The organism is Arthrobacter yangruifuii (genome assembly GCF_009192775.1).
GTDB lineage: Bacteria > Actinomycetota > Actinomycetes > Actinomycetales > Micrococcaceae > Arthrobacter_B > Arthrobacter_B yangruifuii.
Window position 1 is genome coordinate 426,941 of the sequence record NZ_VTFX01000004.1, and the last position, 26,158, is coordinate 453,098.

Consider the following 26,158-nt stretch of genomic DNA (forward strand, 5'->3'; position numbering starts at 1 on the left):
GATCCGGTTCATCCGGAAAAGCCCGTTCCGGAAGGCAAGCACCATGTCCTCCCCCGCTTTTTCCTCGCTGTCCCGCCCCGTCTTCGCCGCCGTTGCGGCCGATGCCCGTCCCGCTGACAGCGAGGCCTGGGCAGCGCTGAAGCAGGCCGCCACGCACCTCCAGGGCCTGCAGAACAAAAACGGATCCGTGGATCCGGAGCACCACGGGCAGGCAGCCGAACTGATTGGAACGATTGCCGCAGCCGTCACGGCCCTGGCTCCGGCGTTCCCGCACGACGCCGAGTACCTGCGCCTGGTTGTGGAGGATTTCGAGCGCTGGGCAGCTGCCGGACTGGAAAAGGAACCCGATTTCCTCGATTCGCTCATGGCCTTCGCCCCTCAGCGGGACCGGGTCAACGGTCTGGCCCACCTCGTGGTCTTCCCCATGTACACGCAGAACGGCTCCACCTCCCGGCTGGTGGAAGCAGTGCTGATTGAAGTCATCTGGCCGGAATTCGTGGCCGAGCTGGAGGCCGGCGAGTACTCCAACGGCCTCTTCGTACCGATCCGCTTCCTGGACTTCACCCCCGGCTATGACACCAACTCCGCCGTCCTCTTCCCGGAAACCGTTGCCGTCCGCGAAACCCCCGCCTTCACTTGGGGCGCTATCTTCGCCGACCGCGAAGCGGCCCGCTTCCGCAAGGTGCTCGGCGCCGCAGCGGACATCACCTCGCTGCAGCTGCCGGCCGAGGCCGCCGAGCTGCTGCATGACCAGAAGCTCGCAGAGGAAACCTTCATCATGTGGGACCTCATCCATGACCGCACCCACATGCGCGGGGATCTGCCCTTTGATCCGTTCATGATCAAGCAGCGCATGCCGTACTTCCTCTACTCGCTGGAAGAACTGCGCTGCGACCTCACCGCCTTCCGCGAGGCCGTGAAGATCCAGCGGAACGAGGAGGCTCCGGAGGAAACCCGCCGGCACGCCCGCCTGGTCCAGTACGCGGTGATCTTCGACCGCATCTTCCGCTTCGCCATCACCGGCAGCCGGGTGCGCAACTATGACGGACTGGGCGGCCAGCTGCTCTTCGCCTGGATGCACCAGAACCACGTGCTGCACTGGACCGACGGCAAGCTGAGCATCGACTGGGAGGAGACCGCCGACGTCGTGGTCCGGCTCGGCGCGGAAATCGAGGAGCTTTACTGGCGTTCCATCGACCGACCCAAGACGGCGCACTGGCTGGCGGCGTACGATCTGGTGGCAGGAACCCTGACGCCGAACCCGGCATCGGTCTGGGCCGAAGGCCCCAAGGCCCTGCCGCTGGACGGACCGCCGCGCGGACTCACCGACCAGGTGCTCGACGACGAATTCCCGCTGTCCATGTTCTACGAAGCCCTGTCCAAGAAGATGGCCCCGGTGATCGAATCCACCGCCGGGATCACCGGACACCGCACTGGAGGCACCCCCGAATGAGCACTGCACCCGGCACCGCGCCCGCAGAAGACACCGGCGTCCTGAGCGGCCGAACCGTCCTCGTGGCCGGTGCCGGGAGCCCCTCGGGCACCGCCGTCTGCGAAGCCCTGAACACCGCGGGGGCCAAGGTGGTGGCCATCGGCCGCGACGCGGCACGGCTGGAGAACACCCTGTTCCGCCTGAACAACGCGGATCTGCGCACCTGCAACCTCGACGACCCTGAGGAAGTGGCGGCCCTGGCGGCCGACATGCAGGAAATCTACGGTGGGATAGACGGCCTGATCCATCTGGTGGGCGGCTGGCGTGCCGGCACCGGGATCGGTTCGCAGACCGAGCAGGACTGGGATTTCCTGGAAACCAACATCCTGCGCACCCTCCGCAATGTCAGCCGCAGCTTCTATGACCAGCTTGCGGCGTCCCCGGTCGGACGCCTGGCCATCGTGTCCTCCACCTCCGTGGACACCCCCACCGCGGCCGGTGCCGGCTATGCCGCCGCCAAAGCCGCAGCCGAGGCCTGGGTGCGGGCCATCGCGCAGGGGTTCACCGGGGGCCAGTCCGGGCGGAAGGAAAACCCCGAACCCCAGCATTCAGCCGCCGTCGTTTTTGTGGTCAAGGCGTTGGTGGACGAACAGCAGCGCAAGGCCTCGCCGGAACGGAAGTTCCCCGGTTACACCGACGTCCGCGATTTGGCCGCCGCCGCCGTCCGGCTCTTCCAGCAGGATGCCGCTGAGATCAACGGGCAGCGGATTTCCCTCGTTCCGCCGAGGTGACCTGAACTACATCGAGGTAAGAGATACTAGGAACCGTGACTGACATTCTTCCCCTGCACGACAGTGCCATCCGGGCTTTTGCCTCCGACAACTACTCCGGCGTCCATCCGGAAATCCTCGCCGCGCTCACCGCAGCCAACCAGGGCCACCAGGTGGCCTACGGCGAAGACGTGTACACCGCCAAGCTGCGCGAAGTGATGACCGACCAGTTCGGCAAGCACATCCGCGCATTCCCCGTGTTCAACGGCACCGGGGCCAACGTCATCGCCCTGCAGTCACTCCTGCCGCGCTGGGGTGCCGTTATCTGCCCGACGACGGCGCACATCAACGTGGACGAGAACGGTGCTCCGGAACGCATCGGCGGCATGAAGCTGCTGGGCATCCCCACCGACGACGGCAAGCTCACCCCGGAATTGATCGACCGCGAGGCCTGGGGCTGGGGCGACGAGCACCGTGCCCAGCCGCTGGCCGTGTCCATCACGCAGTCCACCGAGCTCGGCACGTTGTACACGGTGGAGGAAATCGCCGCCATCGCGGACCACATCCATGCCCGCGGCATGAAGCTGCATATGGACGGTGCACGCCTGGGCAACGCTGCGGCGGCCCTGGGCGTGTCCCTGAAGGAAATGACGGCCGACGCCGGCGTGGACATCCTGTCCCTGGGCGGCACCAAGAACGGGATGATGTACGGCGAATGCATCATCACCTTCGACGCCGAAGCCTCCCCGGGCCTGGACTACCTGCGCAAGATGAACATGCAGCTGGCCTCGAAGATGCGCTTCATTTCGGCGCAGTTCGTCACCCTGTACGGTACGGACCTGTGGCACCGTTCGGCGTCGCACGCCAACGCCATGGCGCAGCGCCTGCGCGCCGCCGTGGAGAAGATCGACGGCGTCGAAATCACCCAGCCCACCCAGGTCAATGCGGTCTTCGCCAAGCTGCCTGCCGGCGTCGCCGACCGGCTGCGCGCGGACTTCCGCTTCTATGACTGGGACCAGTCCACCGGCGAGGTGCGCTGGATGTGCACCTTCGACACCTCCCAAGATGACGTAGACGCCTTCGCCGCGGCCATTGCCCGGGAAATTGCCGCAGATCCGGCGCCCCTGGGAAACTAAAATCCTTTAGTTCGCCAACACACAAAGAGCGCGGTTCCGGAAACAATCCGGAACCGCGCTCTTCGTTTGTGTATACGGATCCCGCAGGCCCCGGCCTGCACCCTCATTCCGGGTAGGTGACGATTAGGCAACAATGAGGAACTGCACTATAGACGTGCCCTTTATGACTGCACAACCCTATATGCTCGCTATCGCACGTTGCCGCGTAATTCTTTGGAAACCTGCCATTCATCGGGTGCCAACCCCGTGGATTGTCTTTCAATAGTCCCTGCAATTCCCCGAGGAGCATCTTTGGTGAACGATCTTTCCTCCGGCCAGGCAACCGGTTCCGCAGTTGAGGCAGAAAATCCGGAAGCCGAAATACCCGCGGACCAGGCGGTAATGACGGAAACAGAAGACAGTGCGGCGGAAACGGACGCCGCTCCAATTCCGGACGCGGCTGCAGGGCATGCCGGGAATGACGGAACCTCCCCGGCCGGGGAGATTCAGGATGAAGCCGCCGCAAATGCTGAGGCAGCCGGCGGCACAGGCCTCCCGGATGACGGGACGGTCCTGCTGAAACGCATTGATGCTGCCCTCGAGTCCTTCCACTCCAGGGCACAGCACTACGAAGAGACCAACCGGCTGCTGCATTCGCGCATTGAAAGCCTGCAGAGCGATCAGGTCCGGGTGCTCCTGAAGCCGGTCTTCGAACGGCTGGCCACCCTGCAGGCACAGGCGGCGGACGCGGCCGCCGACGCCCGGGACCGCGACCCCTCCAGCGCCGGGGATTTCGACTTCTTCGCCATCTCCATCGATGAGCTGCTGGCACTCTATGACGTCGAACCGGTCGGCGCTGCACCCGGAATCGCTTTTGACTCCAGGCTTCACCACGGCGCACGGATTGTTCCCACGGCCGACCCTGAACTGGATGGACGGATACAACGCGTCCAGCGCCAGGGCTACAAATATGCCGGTGCCGACCGGGTAATGCTCCCTGCCCGGGTCAGCGTATACCGCCACACCGCACCGGATCCGGCCCCGGAAGCTGTGCCGGATTCCGAACAAACCATTAGCTGACTCCCGCGGATTCCCGCAGTCAAAGCACATCTCGGAGCAAAGGACCTTTGATTTACATGAATGACAGCGTTTACGGCATCGACCTTGGCACCACCTACTCGGCCATCGCACGAATCAGCTCCCTGGGGGCTGCCGAGATCATTCCCAATTTCGAAGGCGAGCAGACAACTCCCTCAGTTGTTTACTTCGAAAGCCCGTCAAGCGCCATTGTGGGCTCTGAAGCCAAACGCGTCGCGATAACGGACCCGGACAACGCCTGCCTGCTGATCAAACGGCATATGGGAACGGAATACCCGCAGCATTTCCAGGGTGAGACATACTCGCCCGAAGCAGTTTCGGCACTAATCCTCAAGGAACTGGTCACCGCCGCCAATAAGGAATCGGGCGCCGAGGCAACCAAGGTGGTTATTACCGTTCCGGCGTATTTCGGCGTCCAGGAACGCGAAGCCACGCGGCAGGCCGGGGCCATTGCAGGCCTGGAGGTCATCGGCATCGTCACGGAACCGGTGGCTGCTGCGCTGTCCCTGGGAATCAGCGGCGGCAGGGCCGAAACGATTATGGTCTATGACCTCGGCGGCGGCACATTCGATACCACCGTGATGCGGGTCGACTCCGGACGCGTTGAAGTGGTGGCCGTTGACGGCAACCGGAAGCTGGGCGGTGCGGACTGGGATTCGGCGCTGGTGGACCTGATCGTCGAGAAGTTCGTGGCACAGGCCGAACTGGGCGATGACGATCCGCGTTACGACGAAGAGTTCATGCTGGACCTGCGCCTCGGAGCCGAAGAAACCAAGAAGTCCCTGACAAAACGGGAAACGGCGACCATACGCTGCGCCTACGACGGCAAGAAGGCCAACATCGAGGTGACCCGGGCCGAGTTTGAGGCCGCCACCGAGCACCTCGTGAACCAGACCATCGAAATCTCCGCACGCACCCTCGAAGCGGCGACGGAAAAGGAAGCGGGCCTGTCCATCGACCGGGTGCTGCTGGTGGGCGGATCTTCGCGCATGCCCATGATCTCCGCCGCGCTCACGAACCGCCTGGGCTGGGATCCTCAGCCGACCGATTTTGACCTGGCCGTCGCCAAGGGAGCGGCAATCTACGGCCAGTCGGCAGTCGACGAGGTCCTCCTGTCCGAAGGAGAGGAAGCCATGCCCGGCGACGCTGCGAATGCGGCACCCCGACCGTTCCTCGCCGGGGCGACTTCCCTCACCATCGAAAACGTACTGGCCCGCGGTGTGGGGGTGAAGTTTGCCCGCGATGTCACTGACGAGATCGGGTACATCTCGTTCTTCGCCAGCGCCAACGATTCCATCCCCAAGACCCCGGAGCCCATCGGTGCCGCCACGCTCTCCGAGGGACAGCGCTCGGTCCAGATTGCCATCTTCGAACAGGGCGGCGAGCGTGAATCAGAGCTCCCCGCGGACAACCGGGAACTGAAGACCGCCGTTCTGCCGCTTCCGGCGGGGCTGCCCAAGGGATCCCCCATTGACATCACGGTCAATATCACCGGCGAAGGCATCGTGAAAATGATCGTGACCGATGACGTCAGCAAGGAGCAGATTGAGCTCGAGGCCATGGTCTCGGTGCTCACCCAGGAACAGGTCGATGAGGAGACCGTGAAGGTCACCGCATTGGCTCTTCGCTCCTAGGGCTGCGCGCACACCGATGGCAGGTTTTGACGCAAAGAAATACCGTGACACGGTCCTGAAACCCATGTCCAAGGGGGAAGGGTACGAGCAACTCCGGGAAGTCCTGGCCGAGCTGCGCCAGGATGAGCGGAGCACGTCCTATGCCCGGCTGGACCTCAATGTCCTGTATGACATTCCCAGTCCGGTCAAGGCGGAAGAGCTCAAGGCGTGGAAGGCGCAGATTGTCCCCGCCCTCAACAAGAGCGCCCAGCTGCCTTCGGCCCCCCTCCTCAAGGCGCTGCTGGACCTGTTGGAAAAGCAGGGACATGACCTGACCGAGCCTTCCTTCTGGGGCCGCCTTCAGGACCAGCGGCAGAAGCAGATCCGGACCAAGCTCGAAGAAGGCCTGCGCCAGTTACGCGTCGAATACCCGCTTGGCTTCGTGGAGAGCACCGAGCTGCTGTCCCGGCTCTCCACCGTGGGAATCACGGGCGTGACGGACAAGAGCATTTTCCACGTTGCCCGCGAACAGGGCCTGCAGGTCTTCACCAAACTGCAGCTTGATGCCACGGGGGTCCCGGACAAACTCAAGAGCGTCTGGCGCGCCGCGGCCAGGCATCCCGAGTACCGATCCGTTCTGGACCTGCTGCTCCTGCACCGCAGCGAGGACATCAGGGACGTGCAGTTTCTTGACCAGCTGACCGCCGGCGGCGGGCCGTTCACCCTTGCCGACCTCGACGCCGCCAGGAGCCAGAGTGAACGCGGGCAGGACACCGATGCCCTGCAGGACGCCCAGAAGTTCCTCGGCGCGGCCAAGGACGTCCTCCACTCACAGGCGGACCTGCAGCAGCTGGTCCTGGGTACGGTCATCGAGTGGGCGGGCGGACAGCTGGGCCGGGGAAAACCGAAGCTGGAGGTCCGTGAGGACCTGGTGCGCCGGGGCTTCCACCTCGATGACGCTTCACGCCTGGTCAGCACCCTCAGCACCGGTGCCCACGCGGCCCGCACCGGTCTGGGGACGGTCCGGGACAAACTCAGTGAGGGGCTGCTGGCAGAGGCGAGCGCGGCCCTCACCGCCCTGGTCCCGGCCGAGGACGAGGAGAACGAATACGGTATCCTCTCCGCACGGGTCGCCGAACTCATCGAGAAGAAGAAGGCCCTGCTCCAGAGCTACCACCGGTCCATGGCAGCAGGTGATTTCCCCTCCGCATTGGCTGCCGTGACGGAGGCCATGCGGATTGACCGGGCGGATGACAACCTGGCCGCCCTGCAGGATTCCATCCCGCCGGCCGCGCCCGCGTCCCTGGCGGCGCGGGTTGAAGGGACCAGTGTGCTGCTGCGCTGGCCGCAGGTCGAGTCGCTGGAGTACACGGTGGTCCGGGAAGAGGGCAGCGTCCCCGCCACCCCGCAGGACGGCACCGTCCTGGCCACACGGATCCGTGCCGGAAGTTATTCCGACACGGCAGCCCCGGCGGGCAAAACCGTCAATTACAGCGTGTTCGCCAGCCGGGACGGGAAGGTGTTCTCCGGTCCCCGAACCGATTCGATCGCTGTCCTTCCTGCGCCCACCGGCCTCACCGCCTCATCGGATCCCACCAGTGCCCTCATCACCTGGTCACGGCCTGCGCAGGCTGCCGGTGTCGTGGTGACCCGCTTGGGTCCGGACGGCAGCCGGATCGAAACCGAGCTGGCGAGCGGTTCGTCCTTCCGCGCCGCAGGACTCCGGACGGGGGCCAGCTACCGTTTCTCGGTCAAGGCCTATTACCTGCTGCCGGACGGACGGAAGTTCTCCGAGGACGCCTCCCTCGTCGTCATTCCCCGGGGCGAGGCCACGGCCGTGGCTGATCTGCGCCTCACCGGCCCGGACTCCGACGGGATCATCCGGGCCACCTGGAATAGCGCTGACGGCTTCGACGTCGAGCTGTGGAGGTTCCCCCTCCTCAACGACCTGCCCCCGCACCGCATGACGCTGCAGGAGGCCAAGGCCCGGGGCGGGCAGCCCATCCCCCGCCTGCCCGGCGGCGGAAAATCCGGCAGCGAGACACGCATGCTGTTCAAGGCCTTCGCAGGAATCAACGCGGTAGTCCCCCTCACCGTGGACGATGCCGGTTTCCTCGTTGGCAACAGTGTCCTTTCGGGATCCGCGCCGCAGCCTACAGCCGTCCTCGCCGAAGCCTTCGGTGATGACCTTCGGGTGTCGTGGGAATGGCCGCAGGGCGACTACATCATGGAAGTCGCCTGGGAGGTTGCCGGAGTTCCGCGGACGCGCCGGGTGACCAGGGCCAGATACCGGGCGGACGGCGGCGTGAAGATCGTCAACGGTGCCGCGGCGGACAAGCTCACCATCGCCACCGTGATCACCGCCGACGGCGAACGGCTGGCGTCGAACCCCCTTCCGGTCCCGCTGCAGGCCCGCCCCCGGCTGACCGTCCGCTATGAAGTACGCATCAAGCGGGGTTTCACCGGGAACGTGGCGTGCGTGGTCTCGGCCGAATCCAGCGCCGCGGGTTCCGCAGTTGAGGCGGCCCTGGTGCTCAAACGCGGGTCCATCATGCCCACCAGCAGCGCTGAGGGTGAGCTGATTGAGAACCTCACCCTCGATTTCACCGCGGGCACCAGCTCGCGGCACGAGCTTTCCCTCGGCAAGGTCAAGTCGCCTTTCTGGCTGTCGTTGTTCACGCAGGACAACGGCGAAACCACTCTCATTGCCCCGCCGACTTCCCAATTGAAAGGCTGACATGCTCTCGCTGTTTTCTTCCGCCAAGGCAACCGCCTGCCCCTATTGCTACGCCGAACTCAACGTGGGCAAAGTGGCCTTCCGCTGCAGCGGGCGCGGAGCCCCGGGCAGGACTCCCTGCAAGCCGGTTCCCGATCGGAAACGCGAAGAGGTCTTCTCCGACGGCACCCCGGTGCTTCCGGCGATCTCCGAGCCCGGGCAGCCGGAGGGACAGCGAAAGGACCTGCTGGGGAAATCCACGGTCACCTGCGGCGACTGCGGAGGCGAGAGCGGGATCCGCATGTGCCCGTCCTGCCATAGCATTCTGCCGCGCGGAATCGACAACAATTCGCCGCTGTTCGGCCTTATCGGGGTCCGCAACTCCGGCAAGACCGTCCTGTTGTCCGTCCTTCACCGCGAACTGGTCCAGAGCGTTGCCCGCCGGTTCGACGCGGCGATCGATACGCCGGGCGGCTCCTCGGGTTTGGCCCGCGACCTGGCCATGTTTGAAAAAGACATGGCCCGCGAAGGCGGATCCCTTCCGCCGCAGACGGCCGCCAGCGGCACCGTGAAGAAAACGCCCGCTGTCTACGAGTGGAAATACAGCCGTAAGGGCAAAACCGCGTCCACCATTTTCTCCTTCTATGACACTGCCGGTGAGGATGTTTCCCGGCAGGAAACCGCCATGATGCAGCAATACCTGGGGCAGGCATCAGGAGTCATTCTCCTGCTGGATCCCTTCGCCTTCCCGGAAAACCGCGAGCGGGCCGAGCAGCTCGGTGCTGCCGCCGGTGACGCGGACACGCCGGAATCGGCCCTGGACGGGATTACCTACGTCCTGCAGACCGCACACAACGTCAAGAGCAATAAGAAGATCAAAGTTCCCCTCGCGGTGGTCGTTTCCAAGATTGACGCCTTCTTTGACCAGATTCCGGCGTCGCATCCGCTGCGCCAGCCGTCCTCCTCCAGCAGTGCCTTCGATGATGCCGAGTCCCGGACCATTCACGACCACGTCATGGCTCTGGTGGCGAACTGGGGCGGGGACGGCCTGCTCCGCAAACTCGAACATGAGTATGACAACTTCCGCCTGTTCGGCGTCTCCGCGCTCGGTGCGGAGCCGGATTACCGCTCCGGCTCCGTCAGCTCCCGCGGGCTGCTCCCGCACCGCGTTGCGGACCCCTTGCTGTGGCTCATGGCGGACCGCGGATTCATCCCCAAGAGCGAGGGGTAGGAGTCTACGGTGGCATTCGAGAGCAGTATCTACACCGATGTCCGCGCCGGCGAAGCAGTTGACGGGGTTGACGGGTTCAACTTCCAGGCCGTGTCCCCCGGAATGGACGCGGGCAGCCAGCAGGTGATCCGGGAACTGATGCTTCACCAGATCAGCACCCGGTGGCCGATGGACCGTGAGGAACGCGACCATCCGCCGTCGGCGGCTTTTCTGCAGCGGGACGGGCGCTTCTATTTCTCCCGGGGCATGTCGACCGGAGCCACGGAAAACGGCCGGCGCGGGAACCAGCTGACCCAGGCCGTGGTCACCAGATCAGTGGACGACATCCGTCCATACCGCCCGGCCCAGATCCTCGGAGCCGTGAACTGGACCCTGGAAAAGGCGGCCGGCACCACCTGCGAGCAGTGGTTCGCGCCGCTGGAACTGAGCAGCGGTTTCGAAGCCGACATGCTTCTTTCCTGGCTGCGCAGTGACTCCTGGATGCAGCAGGTGCTCCCGGCGTACCTGACCATGCTCGAAGAGGCCACCGGGGAGACCCCGCAAAAGGTCATACTCATCCATGATGACCTGCAGGTTGTTCTGCGCTGGATGGCGCTCGGCACGCTCCTGCTCGACGCCTCGGCCGCGGACCGCCTGGAACTGCGCGCCTTCGTCACGGACCCGTTCCAGACGAGCGCCAAGCTCGTCGGTATGCATCCGGAACTGATGCGGGGTCCGCTTACGGACACCCACACCATCAACATCCTGGAACGGACACACTCCAATATTGAGCCGTCCGAGTCGGCCCGGAAGGTGCTTGACTGGGCGCTGCGCCTGGACACCTTCGATGCCCTCGAGGTCATCGACATCGCCCAGCGCTGGATGCCGGCCATCGGCGTCCGTTACGGCGCCGCCGGTGCCGAAGTAGTCACAGGCACCCGTGTGGCCCGCGTCGGGCGGGAAGAATGGGACCTGGGAGTATCCATCATTGAGGGGCTGGCCAGCAACGGGCTGCGCAGCGATCTGGAGCTCTATCTCGATGAGCTGGCCGAAGCCGTCTCCTCCTACCGGCTGCAGAGCGCCGATGACTTCGCCCGCGCGGCCCGGGCCACCCGCTTCGCCGTCACCTCCGCAATCCCCGGACTCGCCGAAGCGCTCCTCGCGCCGACGTTCGAATCGCTTGCGGCTTCGCCCGAATTCGCTTTGACGTGGGTGCGTGAACTCAACCCCGACGGCGGATGGGTATGGCCCAGGCTGGAAGCACCGGAGTCCCTCATGGAAAACCTCACCCAGGTCATTCTCGAGGCTCCGGCGGCCGCTCTCAGCCCGCTGCTGGTACTGGTCAAACCGCTGTCCGCCCTGCTGGCGGCTGACAGGCTCGGACCTGCAGTGGACCGGGCCGCCGCGCACGTCAGGCGAAACCCGCACAGCGGCCCGGAGGTCAACGGCTGGTACGGGGCGTCCCGGGCCCGCGCCGCGCTGCGGGGGCAGCTGCTGAACGAAGTTTCGGCCGTCGATCCGGCATTGCCCAGCACCACCTTCGAAGAGCTGCGCGCCGGCACCTGGGATTTCCTGGCTCCCGGGGAGGAACAGCACACGGGCACCTCCGTGCGGTTCCTGGGCATGCTCGATGCCGCCCGGGTTGCCCGCGAAGACGTGGCCAACCGTGAAGCGCTCCTGCGCACGCGGACACGACGCCCCGACCCCGGGTCCTGGCGGCGGGTTCTCTACGCCGATACCTCCCTGCCGAGGGACGCCGATTTGTGGGTGGCCTGGATCGAGACCGTCGGCGCCAGCAGCAACATGCAGGAACACATCAAAACCGGGGTCGAGCGGATACTGCAGCTCTCACCCAGGGAAGTCAATGCCAGGGACACCAATCGCTGGCTGGCCCTCCTGGAGGCTCTGGAGGTACGCAACCATCCGGATCCGGAACTGGAAACGGCTATTCGAGACCTGACGGACTTCATTGACTCCATCCCCTCCCTTAAGGACCGCGCATCCGACGCCGGACGCAGAGTCAAGGGCATGATCCGCCGCCGCACCCCCAAGGAAGAATAAGCATGCCTTACGTCATCGCCTTCGTCGTCATCCTCGGTATCGCGATCTTCGTTGTCTGGATTGCGTTTATCTATCTGATGAGGCTTCTGGGTTTCCTGATCGCCTGCAGCGTTGTGGTTGCCGCCTTCACCTTCACGGCCGGACTTCTCTGGGGCGTGGTTCTTCCCATCCGGGTGCTCCGCGGCCGCGCCTCGGTGACCCCGCGGGTTGCGACGCCGCAGCTGATCAGGGACGGACAAATCTTCAAGGGCGCACCCAGGGGCGCGGCCAGGGAATTCGGCTGGGACGCGGCCTGGCCGCTTTATGTTCCCTATCAGCTCCGCTTTGACGCCGCAGCTGTCCGCGGCGAGGCCGCGCTGCTCGTTGAGGACGTCCGCGGGCTGGCAACCCGTTGGTGGCCCACCTCCGATAAAGTCCTGCTGCAGGCCCTTCTCAGTGTCGCCAGGTTCCTGCTTCTGGGAATTCCCGCATACGCGTACATTCTCGGGTTGTTCAGCGGGATCTTCCTCTGGATGACCATCGTGGGGGTTATCCAGGCCCTGGTCGTCAGTGCCCAGTGGATCACCACCCGGCTGCTGCGGATCCGCGAAAGCCGGCACATGAAAAAGCATGCTGCCACCGTCAAATGCACCCGGTGCTACCGGGAAACCAACATGCCCAGCTACCGGTGCCTCAACCCGCAGTGCCCGCGCATCCACCGGGACGTCAATCCCGGTCCGTTGGGTATCCGCACCAGGATCTGCGAATGCGAGGAGAAAATCCCGCTCACCGTAGCGGCGGCATCGCGGGCGCTCACTGCCCACTGCCCGTTCTGCGATGCGGAACTGCCCCGGGGTGCCGGATCACGGCGCGTAGTTGTTGCCCCCGTCTTCGGTTCAGTGGGGTCCGGAAAGACCCAGTTCCTTGCCACCACGGCAACGGCGCTGCACTCCATGAGCGAAGACGAAGGCACCCCTACCGGGCTCAGCGCGCTGACTCCCGCCGCAGAGCAGTTTCTTGCCAACTCGGTTGAGGAAACGTCCGCCGGCAGCGCCCCCCTGAAAACCCAGCATCATGACCGCCCGGAGGGCTACCCGTTCCTGATCACCGGGCACGGATCCGACGTCGAGCTGCACCTCATGGATGCCGCCGGGGAGAACTTTGTCCACTCGGACAGCTCCCGCTCGCTGGGGTACCTGGACCTGAGCACCTCGCTCCTGTTCCTTCTGGATCCGCTGACGATCCCCGAAGTCCGCGAGCAGCTGACGTTGTCCGGAGTCGGCGTCCAGGTTGCCCAGGGACAGGCGAGCGATGCCTATGCAAGCGTCGTGGACCGGCTGCGGGACAGCGGTGAGGACCTCAGGAAAAAGAAGCTGGCGGTGGTCGTCACCAAGGCCGATGTCGTGGGGCAGATTTTCGCCTCCGAACCGCTGCCGGAGGACAGTGCAGGTGTACGCGGCTGGCTCTACTCCCATGGAGGTGACAACCTCGTCCGGCGTATTGAGGCCGATTTCCAGGAAGTGGCCTACTTCGGCGTGGATTCAACCCCGGGCGTATCCGCCCGTTCCGCGTCCCACCCGCTGCGTGTCATCGACTGGGTCCTGGCCAACGGCGGTGCCGAACCGCTGTCTGCGGGTCCCGTGGATCCACCGTCGCCGGGCACCGACGCACCGGACGAACTCAACAAGGAGGCGGCACACTCGTGACCGAACGGAAAATCATGTCAAAGAGCCAGCCGGTGCGTTACTGGGTCTTCCGGAATGTGGTCTCAACACTTCAGCTCCTGGTGGTGGCGGCACTGCTTGGGGCCGTGGCTCTGTGGCTGCTGTCCGACAACAACGGCAAGGACCTGTGGAGCGGGTACCTGGAGTTCTCCCGCGGGGTGTCCAACTGGGCGAAGGGGCTGAGGCTGCCATGGGAGTGAAGCTTCGGGTTTTGATGAAGCTGCTGGGGCTCAGCGGGTCGTCCGCGCCGAAAACCGCAGGCCGGCCCGTTCCTCCCCGGAATACCGGCCGGACCGGGATGCCGCGTACCGGGACGCCGCGTACCGGAACGAACCCCGGAACGCATCAAGGGCAGTATGAGCGTCCGAAGCCGGCACCGGAGGTGGGGGCCACTCGGGCAAGACCCCTGGCGAAGGGCCGGATGACCGGTTTTGAGCCCGCAAAGCTGCGCAGTTACCAGGCACCGGTCTCCCTCCGGGCGCACGGACTGGCCGGCCTGGGGCTCTTCGACTCGGACTTTGACCGCGCCAGCATCTATAACGGGCAACGGGGCGAGGTGGGCTTCTACAAGGCACTGTGCCTGGAGGACCTCATCGACGACTGTTCCTCCTACTGGTCTGTCGCAATGCCCGGCGACGACGGTACGGCGCGGCCCGATTCCAAGTACCAGACCGACGTCGACTGCATTGTGGTGCAAGGCAAAACCATGTACCTCATTGACCTGAAGTACTACGCTTCCGGCGATGTCACCTGGCACACCCGAGACGGTCAGTGGCTTCTTTGCCGCGACAACACAACGAGGGAACAAGTCGGCAAACCCCGGCACATGTCCCGGAACATGGCCATGGCCCAGGACCGTTTCCGTCGGATCTTCCCCGGACTGCAGATCCAAAGCTACGTAGTGCTGATTCCCACCCAGGACGGGCTCGGGGATATTGCGCCCGGGACGGCCTGGCCCGGAAACGTGGAGCTGATCGATCTGCCCGCCATGCTGGCCGTTATCCGTGCCGGCGGCGCGGGCTATGCCGACGATGCCACCCAGCAAAAACTCCTGGCTCTCCTCAAGGACTGAGCAGGCGTCCGACGGCGGCGTTCGACGTCGGACGCCTGCCGGGCTTCTCCCCTACCCACCAGCTTCATCAAGAGGAAGGCGAAACCGCCGCCATGAATGATCTACTGAACGCCCTCGGCAGCGTGGTCGCGCTTATCGGCGGCTTCGCGGCTATGTGGTGGGTGACCACACCCAAACGGTTCCCCGGCCGGCGGCACACCCGGGGCCTGATCGCCGTGGTATTTTTCGGCGTCTCCATCATGCTCTATGCCTACGCAGGCAATTTCGAATAAGCACCGGGGTACATCGGCGCACAATCCTGATATACCGAAACAACGGTTCGGCATCCTCCACCCGTAGCCCCGGCCCTCCGGATCCGGGCCGGGCGGGCGCAGATAACGAAACGGCTACAGCGGCGAGCCTGCTCCGCCCCGGTGTTGCGCAGGCAATAGTCTGCGGAGGTGAGTGCAATAGGTGACCTGTCCCAGGTGCCCCCGGATTTCCTGACGGCCCTCGGTGCCCTGCGCCGGGCTGCCTGCCGGGCAGAGCTGAAGCTGGAAGAGATTCCGGCGCCGACCCGGCTGGCTCCCTACGCCGTATCCCTCGGCGCCGAGGTACTGACCCCCGGTCCCGTCGGTCCGGGAAGCCTGCACGGCCCGGGCGCCCCGCTGGTCCCCGACCAGCTTGAGCTGGCCACCGGCCGCTTCATTCTCCTGCATGATCCGGCGGGTTCACCCGTTTGGAACGGCACCTTCCGCATTGTCACCTATATCCGCGCGGAGCTCGAACCGGACATGGGCAACGACCAGCTCCTCGGCTCGGTCGCCTGGACCTGGCTAGTGGAGGCACTGGAGCAGCATGGTGCCCGCTATTCCATGGCCGGCGGAACCGCCACGCGCGTACTGTCGGAAAGCTACGGCACGCTCGAGCCCAGGGATGACTCAATCGACATTGAGCTCCGGGCTTCCTGGACCCCGGCCGACGCCGACGTCCAGTCCCATCTGGAAGCATGGGCGGACATGGTGTGTACCTTCGCCGGACTGCCGCCGCTGCCGGACGGCGTCACTCCCCTTCCCGGACGGCGCCGCAGCTAGTCCCCTGCCCGACGGACCGCCTCGACCGGCAGCTGCACCGTGTCCGCACTGTCGGAGGCAACTGTCTTCCCCGGTAGAATGGAACCCTTATGACCGCGCACATACCCGGCAAGACCGAAGACCAGTCCAGCACCTCACCTGCCGAAGCCGGGGAACCGCCGCAGCCGAAGCCCATTCCTGTACTGGAGGAACCGCGGGACGGCGTGCCGCTGGTCATTGACTCCCAGCGCGGACTGGAACGCGCCGCCGCCGCGCTGGCCGCGGGGACCGGACCAGCCGGCGTCGACGCCGAGCGTGCCTCCGGATTCCGCTACGGACAACGTGCGTTCCTGGTCCAGATCCGCCGCGAAGGCGCGGGGACCTGGCTGATTGACCCGGAGGCTTTCGGGGACCTGCGCATCATCAACGAGGCCCTGTCCGGCGTCGAATGGATCCTGCATGCCGCCACCCAGGACCTGCCCTGCCTCTCGGCCCTGGGCATGTGGCCCGACAAGCTCTTTGACACCGAGCTCGCCGCCCGCCTGGCCGGGCTGCCCCGCGTGGGCCTCGCCGCCGTCATCGAAAACCTCTTGGGCTTCTCTCTGGCCAAGGAGCATTCGGCCGCCGACTGGTCCACCCGTCCGCTGCCGGAGCCCTGGCTGCGTTACGCGGCACTCGACGTCGAGGTCCTCGCCGAGCTGCGGATCGAACTCATCCGGGTGCTGGAAGAAGCCGGGAAGCTGGAACTGGCCGAAGAGGAATTCGAAGCCATCCGCACCGCGCCGCCGGCACCGCCCCGCGTGGACCCGTGGCGCCGCACCTCCGGCATGCACCAGCTGCGGGACCGCCGCCAGCTGGCCGCCGTCCGCGAACTCTGGACCGAACGCGAGCACCTGGCTGAACTCCGGGACACCGCGCCGGGCCGGTTGATCCCCGACTCCGCCATTGTCGCCGCTGCCAGGGCCATGCCCACCACGGTCCCGCAGCTGCTCAAGACGCCCGGTTTCCACGGGCGCGCCGCCCAGAAGGAAGCCCCGCGCTGGCTGCGGTGCATTTCCGCTGCCCGTTCCACCGAGGACCTGCCTCCGCTGCACATTCCCACCCACGCCCCGCCGCCTCCCCGCGTCTGGGCCAAGAATGATCCGGCTGCCGCCGCCCGCCTGCAGACCGCCAAGCCGCGGCTCACCGCCCTCGCGGAGCAGCTGAACCTGCCCCTGGAGAACCTCCTGACGCCGGATCACCTGCGCCGGGTTGCCTGGCGTCCGCCGAGCGAAATCAACCTGGAGACCATCGGCGCCGCCCTGCGCGACCTCGGTGCCCGTGAGTGGCAGATCCGGGAGACCGCCGCCGTACTCACCGTGGCCTTCCTCGACCCGGACCCGCTGGAGGAAAAGGCGGAGGAGGACAAACCCGCCGGAGAGCGGCCGGCCCGCGCCCGGCGGCGCTGACCGGGCAGGGCCGCAGCCACTCATTGACAGCACGCAGCGGGCCTGCTGGGATCGGCCCGTGCCCAGTCGGAACGCTTTCCTTACCTTCGTAGTCCACGGGCTGATTCTTGCCGTGCTGTTCGGAGCTTTCGTGGAACCAGGCCTCCCGTTCCTGACGGAAAGGCACTGGTTCATTCCGTTGCAGTTCCTGGTTCTCGTGCTGGCGACCCGTGCCGGCGCCCGGCGGTCGAAGGCACGTTTCCGGGAACGCGGCGAGTTCGCCTGCCTGCTTCGGGAAGTACCGGGCGGAGGCGCCGGGATCTCCGGCCGGTGGAAACGCGCCAAGGTCATCCCCTACCACCATCGATTGAGCATCACCGGCCATGCGGCGGACCGTCCACCGGCATCCCACCTGACGTGGGATGAACCGGTCGAGGAGGGCCTGGTGCAGTTGGAGAATCCGGTCGAGGTTTCCCGGCGTGATCCTTCCCTGCCGGAGGTGCTCCGGTTCGGGTTCGCATACCCGGTTGCACGGTACTCCGCCGACGGCGCGGTCGTGGAAATAGCGGCCCCGTCAAGGTACTTGGATGCTGCCCGTGCCGTCGTGCACGGGACGGTGCCGGCGACCTAGCCGGTAGCTGCCGGCTGGCTCAGGTCCAGTTCAAGCATCAGCGCGTCGGCGGTCTCCCCGCGCGGATCGATGACGAAGCCGAGCCGCCGGTAGGCGCGCAGGGCGATCGCGTTTCCCTTGACCACCCGCAGCCCTGCGCTGCCGGCGCCTTCAGCGCGTGCCCGGTCCAGGACCAGCCGGATCAGCTGCTGCGACAGGCCGCGTCCGCGGAACCGCGGGTCGATAATGACCCGGGCAATATGCGCGTGTCCTTCATGGACGTAAAGTTCCGCCTGTCCCAGCACCTTCCCGGGCGGGGGCTGGGATTCCAGCACCCATGCCGTAAGTCCGGGTATGTCAGCCAGCTCCGCGAACTGCCTTTCCGTCGGCGGCCACGCCATCCTCCGGCCGGTGAACATGAGCAGGGCGGCTTCGTCGGGAATCCAGCTGATCAGGGTGTCAATATCGGATGTCCCCCGCCGGCGGAGGGATGGGGGCACGGGCATGTATGCATTATCGTCCTGCCCGGCGTCCCGGCGTTCCTCCACCCTCCCAGGGTGAGGGCCAGGACCTGCTGGAACCATTTCCGGCGGCCCGGAGCATGGAGGCCCTGAGGGGGTTGGGGTGGCTGTCCGGCGAATGCAACAATGACGCATGCCCTTGCTGACGTGCACTCCGGACACGCTTCATCTGGGAAGGTTCACCCTCCGAATCCTGACCGCAGCGGACTGGCGCCTCGAACAGGCTCTGTCCAGGGACGACGACGTCATCCGCTGGACCCTGTTCCCTCCGGACCTCAGCGATGACCGTGCCCTGCACCGGGTGGAGCGCGCGGCGGAAGCACGTACCGAGAGCCTCCTGGCCCGGTACTCGCTGCGGCAGGGCGAGGACGTGCTCGGCACAGCGGGGATCTCGTCAACCGCTTACGGCACGCCGGAACTCATGTACGCGCTATTACCTTTCGGGCGGGGCCGGGGTGCCGCCACGGCGGCGGCACGGGGGCTCAGCGACTGGGCCCTCGGCAGCGGTTTCCCGGAGGTTGGGCTGCGCACCATTTACGGAAACAGCCTCAGCGAGGCGGTGGCGCGGCGGGCCGGCTTCCATCCCCGGAGGACGGAGCGCCAGCGCCAGCGCGGTGCCCTCGTCAAAATGCTCTATTGGACCCGAACCGCTTCATCCGGGGCCGTTCGGCCGGGCTAGTCTCCGGTGGAGCCGTCCAGCAGCTCGCGCAGAATGTCCAGATGGCCGCAGTGCCGGCTGGTCTCCTCGATCATATGAACAAGGATCCAGCGGACGCTCTGGCCGGCATTACCGCCCCGGCATCGGTCCGCCAAGTCATAACGCTGCAGGACTTCGCGGGATTTCCTGCAGGCGTCCTCATACTCGGCCAGGAGCCGGACCAGGCTGTCTGACTCAGCGACGCGGAACTCACCGTCGGGATCCTCATCGTTCCAGCGGGTCCTGATGCCCTGCTGTCCATCAATCCGGCCCCGGAACCAGAAGGACTCGACGTCCGTGAGGTGCTGCACGAGCCCGGAGACCGTAGTCAGGGAAGGCAGCAGTTGTTTGGCGCCGTCGGCGTCGCTCAGACCGGACGCTTTGAGATGCACTGTGGCGCGGAAGTAGTCCAGGAAACCGACGAGCGTTTCCCGCTCTCCCGCCGTCTCCGGAGGATTGACGCGGGTGTCTGGTGCCATGGCGCCAATCTAGCCGGTCGCCTGCACGGTTTCCCGGTACGCCACGGATTCGGTATGGCAAGGCACCCGACATCCCGCCCGTCCGGGCGTCCCGGTACGGTCTTGGTTTATCCCTCGGGAGGGGTTATCGTAGATATCTTGGTTCAGACGCGGGCCTTGGTTTACTCCGTTAGGACAGTCATGACCCCGCGCCCCATTCTCTCTGTGGATATCTTCCCGGATTTCTCCGCGATGACGGACAGCACCCTTGAATCCCTGTGTGACCAGGCCTTCGACCAGCTGGAAGACGGACCCCTGGTAGAGGGACTCCTCGGGTTCTACCTCTCCCTCCAGTCGGAACTCGAAGACCGCCAGTCCGCTGCAGCTTCTCCGGAGCCGGTTTGGGCGGATCCGGCCCAAGCCGCAGCACAGGTACCCTCCGAGGCGGTCACCGCCTGACCGGCCCCGCCGGGTAGCCAGTCCCCGGGAAACAAAACGTCCCGGCACCCTGCGTACTGCGCAGGAGTGCCGGGACGTTTTCGTTAATGGTGAGGGTTAGCGGCGCACCTGGTTGCCCTTGCCGCGGCCGGCAACACCCTCGGCAACGCCGATGAGCAGGACCGACGCGATGACGGCAACAATGAAGCCGAGCGTATTCAGCTCCCAGATGTCCCCAGTACCCAGCAGATTCGCAATGACGCCGCCGATAACCGAACCGACGAGGCCCAGCAGCAAAGTGGCAATAATCCCCAGGTTCTGGCGGCCGGGCTTGATCAGGCGTGCCAAGGCTCCAATGATGAGCCCCGCAATGATAAATCCGATCATGGTTCTGGTCCCTTCATAGCAGTGCATGCAGGCGGAGCACCGGGCTCCTGCCCATCTCTTCTGCGTTTAATCCTAGACAACACCTGCCGAATATCCTAAGCGTACTGTCTATTTGCCGTCGGCTATTCGAAGACAGGCACCCCGTCGCGCACCAGGCGCCAGTTGTTGTCCGCGAAGTCCGCCGGATCCACGGTCCCCTGGGCCACCACGTAGTCGATGAGCAGCTGGCGAATTTCCGTCTGCTGGTTGACCAGCACCGGTGCCGTGGAGATGTGCGGGAAGTTGCCGCCGCCGGACTGCCGGTAGTTGTTCGTGGCCACGGCAAACCGCTGGGCCGGATCCACCGGAGCACCGTTGAAGCTGAGATTGACGATGCGCTCCCCCACCGGGCGGCTGATGTCGATGTCATAGTCGACGCCGGACATCATGTCGTAGTTGTAGTCCGGAGTGCCGTTCGCATTGGTCAGCGTCGCAGGGTCCACCGGCGCCCCGGGCGCCGACTGGGTGAAGTACTTCGCCGAATACTCGAGGTACTCCTTGACCTGCGCACCCGTCATCTCCACGCCGAAGAGGGTGTTCGGGAAGACATACAGCCCGGCGAGATCACGGATGGTCACCGGACCGGCGGGGATTTCCGCGGTGCGGCTGAAGGGTGCCACCAGGGAGAGCACCGGCAGGTCAGCGTTGGGGCCGCCGTCGAGCGCCCGGTCCACGGCCCCGGCCTGGACCGAATTCACGAAGTCCATGACGGCGGTGTCGCGGTACCGGGATTCCTCCGCAGGCATGGACTCGGTGGCGTTGCCAACCGGAGTATTGACGTAATCGATGACGCGCTGGTGCTGCTCGGCTACCAAGGCGGAGACCACCGGGTCCGGCTCAACGGTGTTGGCGTTGAGCAGCGACGACGACGCCGATGTCACGTCCCACTGCCCGCGCACCTTGGTCAGCTCAAAGTCCATGACGGACAGGCGCATGCCCCAGTTCAGCGGCTCGGTCAGGAGCACACGCTCGCCGGTTGCCTTGTTGGTCACGAAGCGTTCCGGGATTTCCTGGTGGGCATGCCCGACCAGGATGGCGTCGATGCCGGGCACCGATTCCGCCAGCTGGGTGGAGGCATTCTCCAGCGGCAGGTCATCCCCGTAGGAGGAGGTCCCGGAGGTTCCCGAGTGGGCGCTGACCAGAACGACGTCGGCGCCGCGGGCCTTCATCTCCGGTACATACTTCTGTGCCTGCTCCACGATGCCGGGGAACTTCAGCTTTCCTTCGACGTTGTTCTTGTCCCAGATGGCCACACCGGGATTGGTGAGCCCCAGGACGCCGACCTTGACGGGCTTGTTGCCCTTGGTCTTGACGGTCTTGATGATGTACGGGGTGAACGCAGGTTTGTCCGTTGCGGCGTCCACCGCATTTGCCCCCAGCAGCGGGAAGTCCAACTGGGATTCGAATTTGCGCAGCGTATCCAGGCCGTAGTTGAATTCGTGGTTGCCCAGCGCTGCGGCGTCGTAATCCATGGAATTCATTGCCGCGGCCATGGGATGGATTTCCCCGGTCTCGGTGATTGGCTCCGTATTGGCGAAATAATCGGTCAGCGACGTGCCCTGGATGGTGTCGCCGGCGTCAATCAGCATGGTTGATTCCGCACCCCGGTCCGCACGCACCGAATCCACCAGGGTGGAAATCTTCGCCAATCCCACGTCATTGTGCGCGGCGTCGTCATATTCCGCGTTGTTGAAATAGTCCCAGTTCTCGACATAGCCGTGCATATCCGAGGTTCCCATGACCGTAACGCTGGTTTTCTGGTCCTTGCCGGCATGCTCCGGCGGCGCAGCCGCCGCGGGTGCCATGGACACGAGTGTAACTGCCACGGCTGCGGTGGCTGCGGTGGCAGCACCCCGGCGTCGGGCGGATGGATGTATCAAGTAAAACAACTCCTTATAGTGCGTGTAAATGTCCCCCAGGCACCTTTACCGGCAACAGGTCCGGAACGGAAGACCGGCACTGGATTTTCACGTCACTTATCAACGCATTTGAAACAAAACGTATGTCGATTGGCACCCGAGGACCCGTAAAACGTAGCGTAATTGCACCTCACTTCCACATCGCACTAAGGGGAAACCTTGAATATGAACAGCAGGCACCGGAGTTTCCGGTGCGCATTGGCGCTGGCAGTCGGCAGTGCCGTTGTCCTGTCGCCCGTGGCGGCAGTAGCCGCCCCCTCCGGCACGGTGCCCCTCACCGGCCAGGTCTCGGGTGCCCCGGGGGCGGACGGGAATGCGGCCAAAGCCGATGACCGTTCCGATCCGGCCGCCGACGCACGGCGTCAGCTGAACCAGCAGGGCATCGAGAAGGTCATCCGGGGCGAGGCACCCGTGCAGACCCGCGGCGGTTCCAAGGCCGTGCAGGTGGCCCCCGGCCAGTGGGCCGAGTACGGGTTGGAGGACAGCGACCAGATCCTGTCCTTCCTCATCGACTTCGGCGACCAGGTGGACCCCCGCTTCCCGGCCGCGCCCGCCGGACCGGAGCACAACTCCATTCCGCAGCCGGACCGCGCGGTGGACAACTCGACCTACTGGGAGCCGGAGTTTGACCGGCAGCACTATCTGGATATGTTCTTCAATCCGCAGGGTGAGTCACTGAAGACCCTGTATGAGGAAATGTCCAGCGGCCGCTACACCGTCGACGGCGACGTCAGCGACTGGGTCACGGTTCCCTACAGCTCGGCCAGCTACGGAGAGACCGAGAGCCAGGAGGACATGACCCGCTTCGTGCAGGACGCCGCCGATGCCTGGTATGACGCGCAGATCGCTGCGGGCAAGAGCGCTGCCGACATCGACGAGTATCTGGCCGGGTTCGACCAGTGGGACCGTTACGACTACAACAACAACGGGAACTTCGATGAGCCGGACGGCTACATCGACCACTTCCAGGCCATCCACGCCGGCGAGGGCGAGGAGGCCGGCGCGGCGTCGTCGGCAATCTGGTCCCACCGCTGGTCCGTTGGCCAGGCCGGACGGGGCACCGAAGGTCCGGCAACCAACCCCTTCGGCGGCATCCGGATCGGCGACTCAAAGGTCTGGATCCGCGATTACACCACGGAGCCGGAAAACGGCGGCCTGGGAGTCTTCGCCCACGAGTACGCCCATGACCTCGGCCTTCCGGATCTCTACGACACCAGCGGCGGCGAAAACGGCACCGGCTTCTGGCCGCTGATGAGCTCCGGTTCGTGGATGAGCCACGGCAAGGACTCGATCGGCACCACCCCCAACCACATGGGGGCCTGGGAGAAACTGCAGTTGGGCTGGCTGGACTATGACACCGCAACAGCCGGCACAAAATCCACGCACAAGCTCGGCCCGTCCTTCCACGCGACCAAGAAGCAGCAGGCCCTCGTAGTCACGCTGCCGCGCGATGCCGCCGGCAACGGCCGCTACTACATTGCCGAAAACCGGCAGTACCTGGGCTATGACGCCACCCTGCAGACCGGCCCCTACAACTTCGGCTGGGCGGTCAGCACCCCGGACCGGGTGGAGCACTACCCCTACCAGGACGGGCTGCTGGTCACCTACTGGAACGCCGGTCAGGCGAACAACAACACCCGGCAGCATCCAGGCGCCGGACTGGTCCTTCCGGTGGACGCACGGCCGCAGGCCCTGACGTGGTCCGACGGCACCATTGCCCGCAACCGCATCCAGAGCTTCGATGCGACCTTCGGCAAGGAGGCCACGGATCCGATTCTCCTGCACCGGGAAACCGCCGCGGGGATGACGACGCTGACGGCACCGTCCCGTGCCGCTGTGCCGGTATTCGATGACACGAATCCGAATGCCTACTACGATCCCGCCAATCCCGAGGCGAGCGTGCGGGTGGCAGGAACCGGAACGAAGATCACCGTGATCAACAGCAATCCGAAGGGCATGATGACGGTTCGCGTGAACTAGGGCCGCCCGTCCCCGACAGCACACCGCGCCACATCAACGGCAGGGTCTCGTATTTTGCGAGGCCCTGCCGTTCGTGTCAGTCGGCGGTGTGGATGAAGGAGGTGCCGGACCAGAGTTCTTCGCCGTCGTCGTCGAAAGAGCCCGTGGGGAGGAGACCGAGACGGCGGGCGACGGCGGCCGAGGCAAGGTTGTCCGGATGGATGGAGGCCGTGATGCGGCCGATGCCCCGGCTGCGCAGCCAGGAGAGCATCGCACGGGCGGCGTCGGTGGCGGCACCCCTGCCTTGGAAGGCCTCGCCGATCACCCAGGCAACGTCCGACGTCGACCCGTCCGCCGCCGCGGTTGCCTGGACGAAACCGATGGCCTGGCCCTGTTCGCGGATGATCCAGTTCAGCCAGGCCTCGCTGCCGTCCGGTGATCCTCCGACGGTTTGGGCCGCGTATCGTGCCTGAAGCATCTCCTTTGTGGGTGCCTGCCCGCCGATGTACCGGTAGATTTCCGTGCCGGCCAGCACCGGCACCATTTCCGCCGCGTGGTGAACGCCCAGGGGATCGAGCGTCAGCCGGTCCGTGGTGATCAGGGCGGCCCGGAGGGCCCGATTTGTCTCCGGCGTCCGGAGAAGCCGTTGGAAGAGCAGATGGTCCTGCCAGGCGCCGGCGATGCGCAGGTACTGCGGCGCCATGCCGATCCGCTCAAAGCCGGACCGGGCCAGCACCTTCTGCGATCCGGGGTTCACCAGCAGGGTCGCGGCCTGGATCCGGTGCAGTCCCATCCCACTCCCGGCGAGTTCGACAACAGCGGCCACTGCCGCGCTGCCGATCCCCCGTCCGGCACGCTCGGTGTCGACCCAGTAACCCAGGTTTGCCGACTGGAACGGGCCCCGCACAATCCCCGTCAGGGTAATGCAGCCGATGATCCGATCTTTTTCCACCAGGACCCATGGAACCTCCGTGCCCGCCGCGTACTGCTCCAGCTTTGTCCGGAGGACTGCGCGCTGGCCTGCCGGAGTGAAGAATGCGTCCTCCCGCTGCGGCTCCCAAGGCGCCAGATAGCTGCGGTTCCGCCGGTATGCGGCGGCGAGTGCATCGGCATCGGACAGCTCCGCCACGCGGAGCCGGACGCCGTGCACCAGGTCAACGGCCGAAACTGTTTTGCTAAGCACGCCCTGAGCCTAGCCGAGGGATCCCGGCTGCGGGTAAAGGGTGATGATGCCACCGAAAGTAAACGTCCTTCGGCCGGCACCAGATCTGCCCGCGGAGGATTTGATCTGCGGGCAGAGGTACGGCAGCTACAGTTCAGGCCGCAGCTTGCAGCAGGAGTACTAAGCTCCGGAGCCAACTCGCAGGTTGGTGTGGAAAACTTGGCGGATGAACAAGACGGAACGGATTCCGGCATGGCTGCGCCGCACCGGCATCGAGGTGGCCGGGTGGTCCCTGGTCGTGCTCGGAGTGGCGGCTCTGGTGCTCCCGGGTCCCGGACTGCTCATGGTGGTGGCCGGGCTGGCGGTCCTGTCGCTGCGCTACCACTTTGCCGACCGCTGGCTGCATCCGATCAAAGAGCGTGCCTTCCGGGCGGCGGCGCAGGGAGTTCAGACCGTACCGCGCATTATCGGTTCCGTGAGCGGCTCCCTGGCCGTGATAGCGGCCGGCGTGATCTGGGGCCTGTGGCGGCGGGTGCCGCAATGGTGGTCCCTGCAGGATTCCTGGTGGCTGCCCGGCGGCTGGGTCACGGGCGGAACGCTCATCGGCTCGGGCATCATCGGCCTGGCATTGATTGTCTACAGCTTCGTGCGCTTCCGCCGGACGAGCCCGTCCCGAAGCCAGGCATCCGAGACCTAGGC

The 26,158-nt window shown here is 65.4% G+C and carries 24 protein-coding genes; 19 read left to right on the plus strand and 5 right to left on the minus strand.

What is annotated here, in order from left to right:
• Positions 1 to 43 precede the first annotated feature (43 nt).
• The 15 genes from GD627_RS09990 to GD627_RS10060 all read left to right on the plus strand — a co-directional run bounded on the left by GD627_RS09990 (position 44) and on the right by GD627_RS10060 (position 17,900).
• Positions 44 to 1,453: a DUF6421 family protein gene (locus tag GD627_RS09990; protein ID WP_246165422.1), complete on the plus strand. Its 1,410-nt coding sequence runs from the start codon at positions 44 to 46 to the stop codon at positions 1,451 to 1,453.
• Positions 1,450 to 2,223, plus strand: a complete 774-nt coding sequence (locus GD627_RS09995) for an SDR family oxidoreductase (protein ID WP_152272359.1) — start codon at positions 1,450 to 1,452, stop codon at positions 2,221 to 2,223. The genes GD627_RS09990 and GD627_RS09995 overlap by 4 nt, the downstream gene beginning before the upstream one ends.
• A 35-nt stretch (positions 2,224 to 2,258) precedes the next feature.
• On the plus strand, positions 2,259 to 3,338 hold the full coding sequence (locus GD627_RS10000; RefSeq protein ID WP_246165423.1) for a threonine aldolase family protein: 1,080 nt from the start codon (positions 2,259 to 2,261) through the stop codon (positions 3,336 to 3,338).
• A 294-nt stretch (positions 3,339 to 3,632) separates the two neighbouring features.
• Positions 3,633 to 4,397, plus strand: coding sequence for a nucleotide exchange factor GrpE (gene grpE, locus GD627_RS10005; RefSeq protein WP_210250485.1), 765 nt, complete (start codon positions 3,633 to 3,635; stop codon positions 4,395 to 4,397).
• A gap of 56 nt (positions 4,398 to 4,453) precedes the next feature.
• Positions 4,454 to 6,049 carry an Hsp70 family protein gene (locus tag GD627_RS10010; protein ID WP_152272361.1) on the plus strand — a complete coding sequence of 532 codons (1,596 nt, stop codon included), beginning with the start codon at positions 4,454 to 4,456 and terminating at the stop codon, positions 6,047 to 6,049.
• A 16-nt stretch (positions 6,050 to 6,065) separates the two neighbouring features.
• Complete coding sequence (locus GD627_RS10015; RefSeq protein WP_152272362.1) at positions 6,066 to 8,765, plus strand: fibronectin type III domain-containing protein; 2,700 nt, start codon at positions 6,066 to 6,068, stop codon at positions 8,763 to 8,765.
• Between the two features lies 1 nt (position 8,766).
• Complete coding sequence (locus GD627_RS10020; protein WP_152272363.1) at positions 8,767 to 9,975, plus strand: TRAFAC clade GTPase domain-containing protein; 1,209 nt, start codon at positions 8,767 to 8,769, stop codon at positions 9,973 to 9,975.
• A gap of 9 nt (positions 9,976 to 9,984) precedes the next feature.
• Positions 9,985 to 12,015, plus strand: coding sequence for a GAP1-N2 domain-containing protein (locus tag GD627_RS10025; RefSeq protein ID WP_152272364.1), 2,031 nt, complete (start codon positions 9,985 to 9,987; stop codon positions 12,013 to 12,015).
• Positions 12,016 to 12,017: 2 nt separating this feature from the next.
• Positions 12,018 to 13,700, plus strand: a complete 1,683-nt coding sequence (locus tag GD627_RS10030) for a TRAFAC clade GTPase domain-containing protein (RefSeq protein WP_152272365.1) — start codon at positions 12,018 to 12,020, stop codon at positions 13,698 to 13,700.
• Entirely contained in the window at positions 13,697 to 13,918 is a 222-nt protein-coding gene (locus GD627_RS10035; protein WP_146362307.1) for a hypothetical protein, read from the plus strand. The genes GD627_RS10030 and GD627_RS10035 overlap by 4 nt, the downstream gene beginning before the upstream one ends.
• Positions 13,919 to 14,139: 221 nt before the next feature.
• Complete coding sequence (locus GD627_RS10040) at positions 14,140 to 14,790, plus strand: nuclease-related domain-containing protein (RefSeq protein WP_146362308.1); 651 nt, start codon at positions 14,140 to 14,142, stop codon at positions 14,788 to 14,790.
• 92 nt (positions 14,791 to 14,882) lie between these two features.
• Positions 14,883 to 15,062: a hypothetical protein gene (locus GD627_RS10045; protein WP_146362309.1), complete on the plus strand. Its 180-nt coding sequence runs from the start codon at positions 14,883 to 14,885 to the stop codon at positions 15,060 to 15,062.
• Positions 15,063 to 15,239: 177 nt separating this feature from the next.
• Positions 15,240 to 15,863 (plus strand): DUF3000 domain-containing protein, encoded by a 624-nt coding sequence (locus tag GD627_RS10050; protein WP_146362443.1) that lies wholly within the window; start codon positions 15,240 to 15,242, stop codon positions 15,861 to 15,863.
• An 89-nt stretch (positions 15,864 to 15,952) separates the two neighbouring features.
• Positions 15,953 to 17,290, plus strand: coding sequence for an HRDC domain-containing protein (locus GD627_RS10055; RefSeq protein WP_152272366.1), 1,338 nt, complete (start codon positions 15,953 to 15,955; stop codon positions 17,288 to 17,290).
• Between the two features lie 58 nt (positions 17,291 to 17,348).
• On the plus strand, positions 17,349 to 17,900 hold the full coding sequence (locus GD627_RS10060) for a hypothetical protein (protein WP_152272367.1): 552 nt from the start codon (positions 17,349 to 17,351) through the stop codon (positions 17,898 to 17,900).
• On the opposite strand, the gene GD627_RS10065 is transcribed toward GD627_RS10060, so the two are convergent.
• Positions 17,897 to 18,385, minus strand: coding sequence for a GNAT family N-acetyltransferase (locus tag GD627_RS10065; protein ID WP_194266024.1), 489 nt, complete (start codon positions 18,383 to 18,385; stop codon positions 17,897 to 17,899). The two genes, GD627_RS10060 and GD627_RS10065, sit on opposite strands and share 4 nt — an antisense overlap.
• 148 nt (positions 18,386 to 18,533) lie before the next feature.
• On the opposite strand from GD627_RS10065, the gene GD627_RS10070 reads away from it, so the two are divergent.
• On the plus strand, positions 18,534 to 19,079 hold the full coding sequence (locus tag GD627_RS10070) for a GNAT family N-acetyltransferase (protein WP_152272369.1): 546 nt from the start codon (positions 18,534 to 18,536) through the stop codon (positions 19,077 to 19,079).
• Here GD627_RS10070 and GD627_RS10075 read toward each other — a convergent pair.
• Positions 19,076 to 19,576: a DinB family protein gene (locus GD627_RS10075; RefSeq protein WP_152272370.1), complete on the minus strand. Its 501-nt coding sequence runs from the start codon at positions 19,574 to 19,576 to the stop codon at positions 19,076 to 19,078. The two genes, GD627_RS10070 and GD627_RS10075, sit on opposite strands and share 4 nt — an antisense overlap.
• A 180-nt stretch (positions 19,577 to 19,756) precedes the next feature.
• Between GD627_RS10075 and GD627_RS10080 the strand changes: the two genes are divergently transcribed.
• Positions 19,757 to 20,014: a hypothetical protein gene (locus tag GD627_RS10080; protein ID WP_152272371.1), complete on the plus strand. Its 258-nt coding sequence runs from the start codon at positions 19,757 to 19,759 to the stop codon at positions 20,012 to 20,014.
• A gap of 96 nt (positions 20,015 to 20,110) precedes the next feature.
• Here GD627_RS10080 and GD627_RS10085 read toward each other — a convergent pair whose 3' ends face one another.
• Positions 20,111 to 20,380 (minus strand): GlsB/YeaQ/YmgE family stress response membrane protein, encoded by a 270-nt coding sequence (locus GD627_RS10085; RefSeq protein WP_146362315.1) that lies wholly within the window; start codon positions 20,378 to 20,380, stop codon positions 20,111 to 20,113.
• 122 nt (positions 20,381 to 20,502) lie between these two features.
• Positions 20,503 to 22,224, minus strand: a complete 1,722-nt coding sequence (locus GD627_RS10090) for a bifunctional metallophosphatase/5'-nucleotidase (RefSeq protein WP_152272372.1) — start codon at positions 22,222 to 22,224, stop codon at positions 20,503 to 20,505.
• Between the two features lie 279 nt (positions 22,225 to 22,503).
• On the opposite strand from GD627_RS10090, the gene GD627_RS10095 reads away from it, so the two are divergent.
• Entirely contained in the window at positions 22,504 to 24,318 is a 1,815-nt protein-coding gene (locus GD627_RS10095) for an immune inhibitor A domain-containing protein (RefSeq protein WP_152272373.1), read from the plus strand.
• 76 nt (positions 24,319 to 24,394) lie between these two features.
• Here the strand turns inward: GD627_RS10095 and GD627_RS16970 are convergent, their stop codons facing one another.
• A complete protein-coding gene (locus GD627_RS16970; protein WP_152272374.1) occupies positions 24,395 to 25,480 on the minus strand; it encodes a GNAT family N-acetyltransferase in 1,086 nt (361 codons plus the stop codon).
• Positions 25,481 to 25,685: 205 nt separating this feature from the next.
• Here GD627_RS16970 and GD627_RS10105 point away from each other — a divergent pair, with 205 nt between their 5' ends.
• Complete coding sequence (locus GD627_RS10105) at positions 25,686 to 26,156, plus strand: PGPGW domain-containing protein (protein ID WP_152272375.1); 471 nt, start codon at positions 25,686 to 25,688, stop codon at positions 26,154 to 26,156.
• Positions 26,157 to 26,158 lie beyond the last annotated feature (2 nt).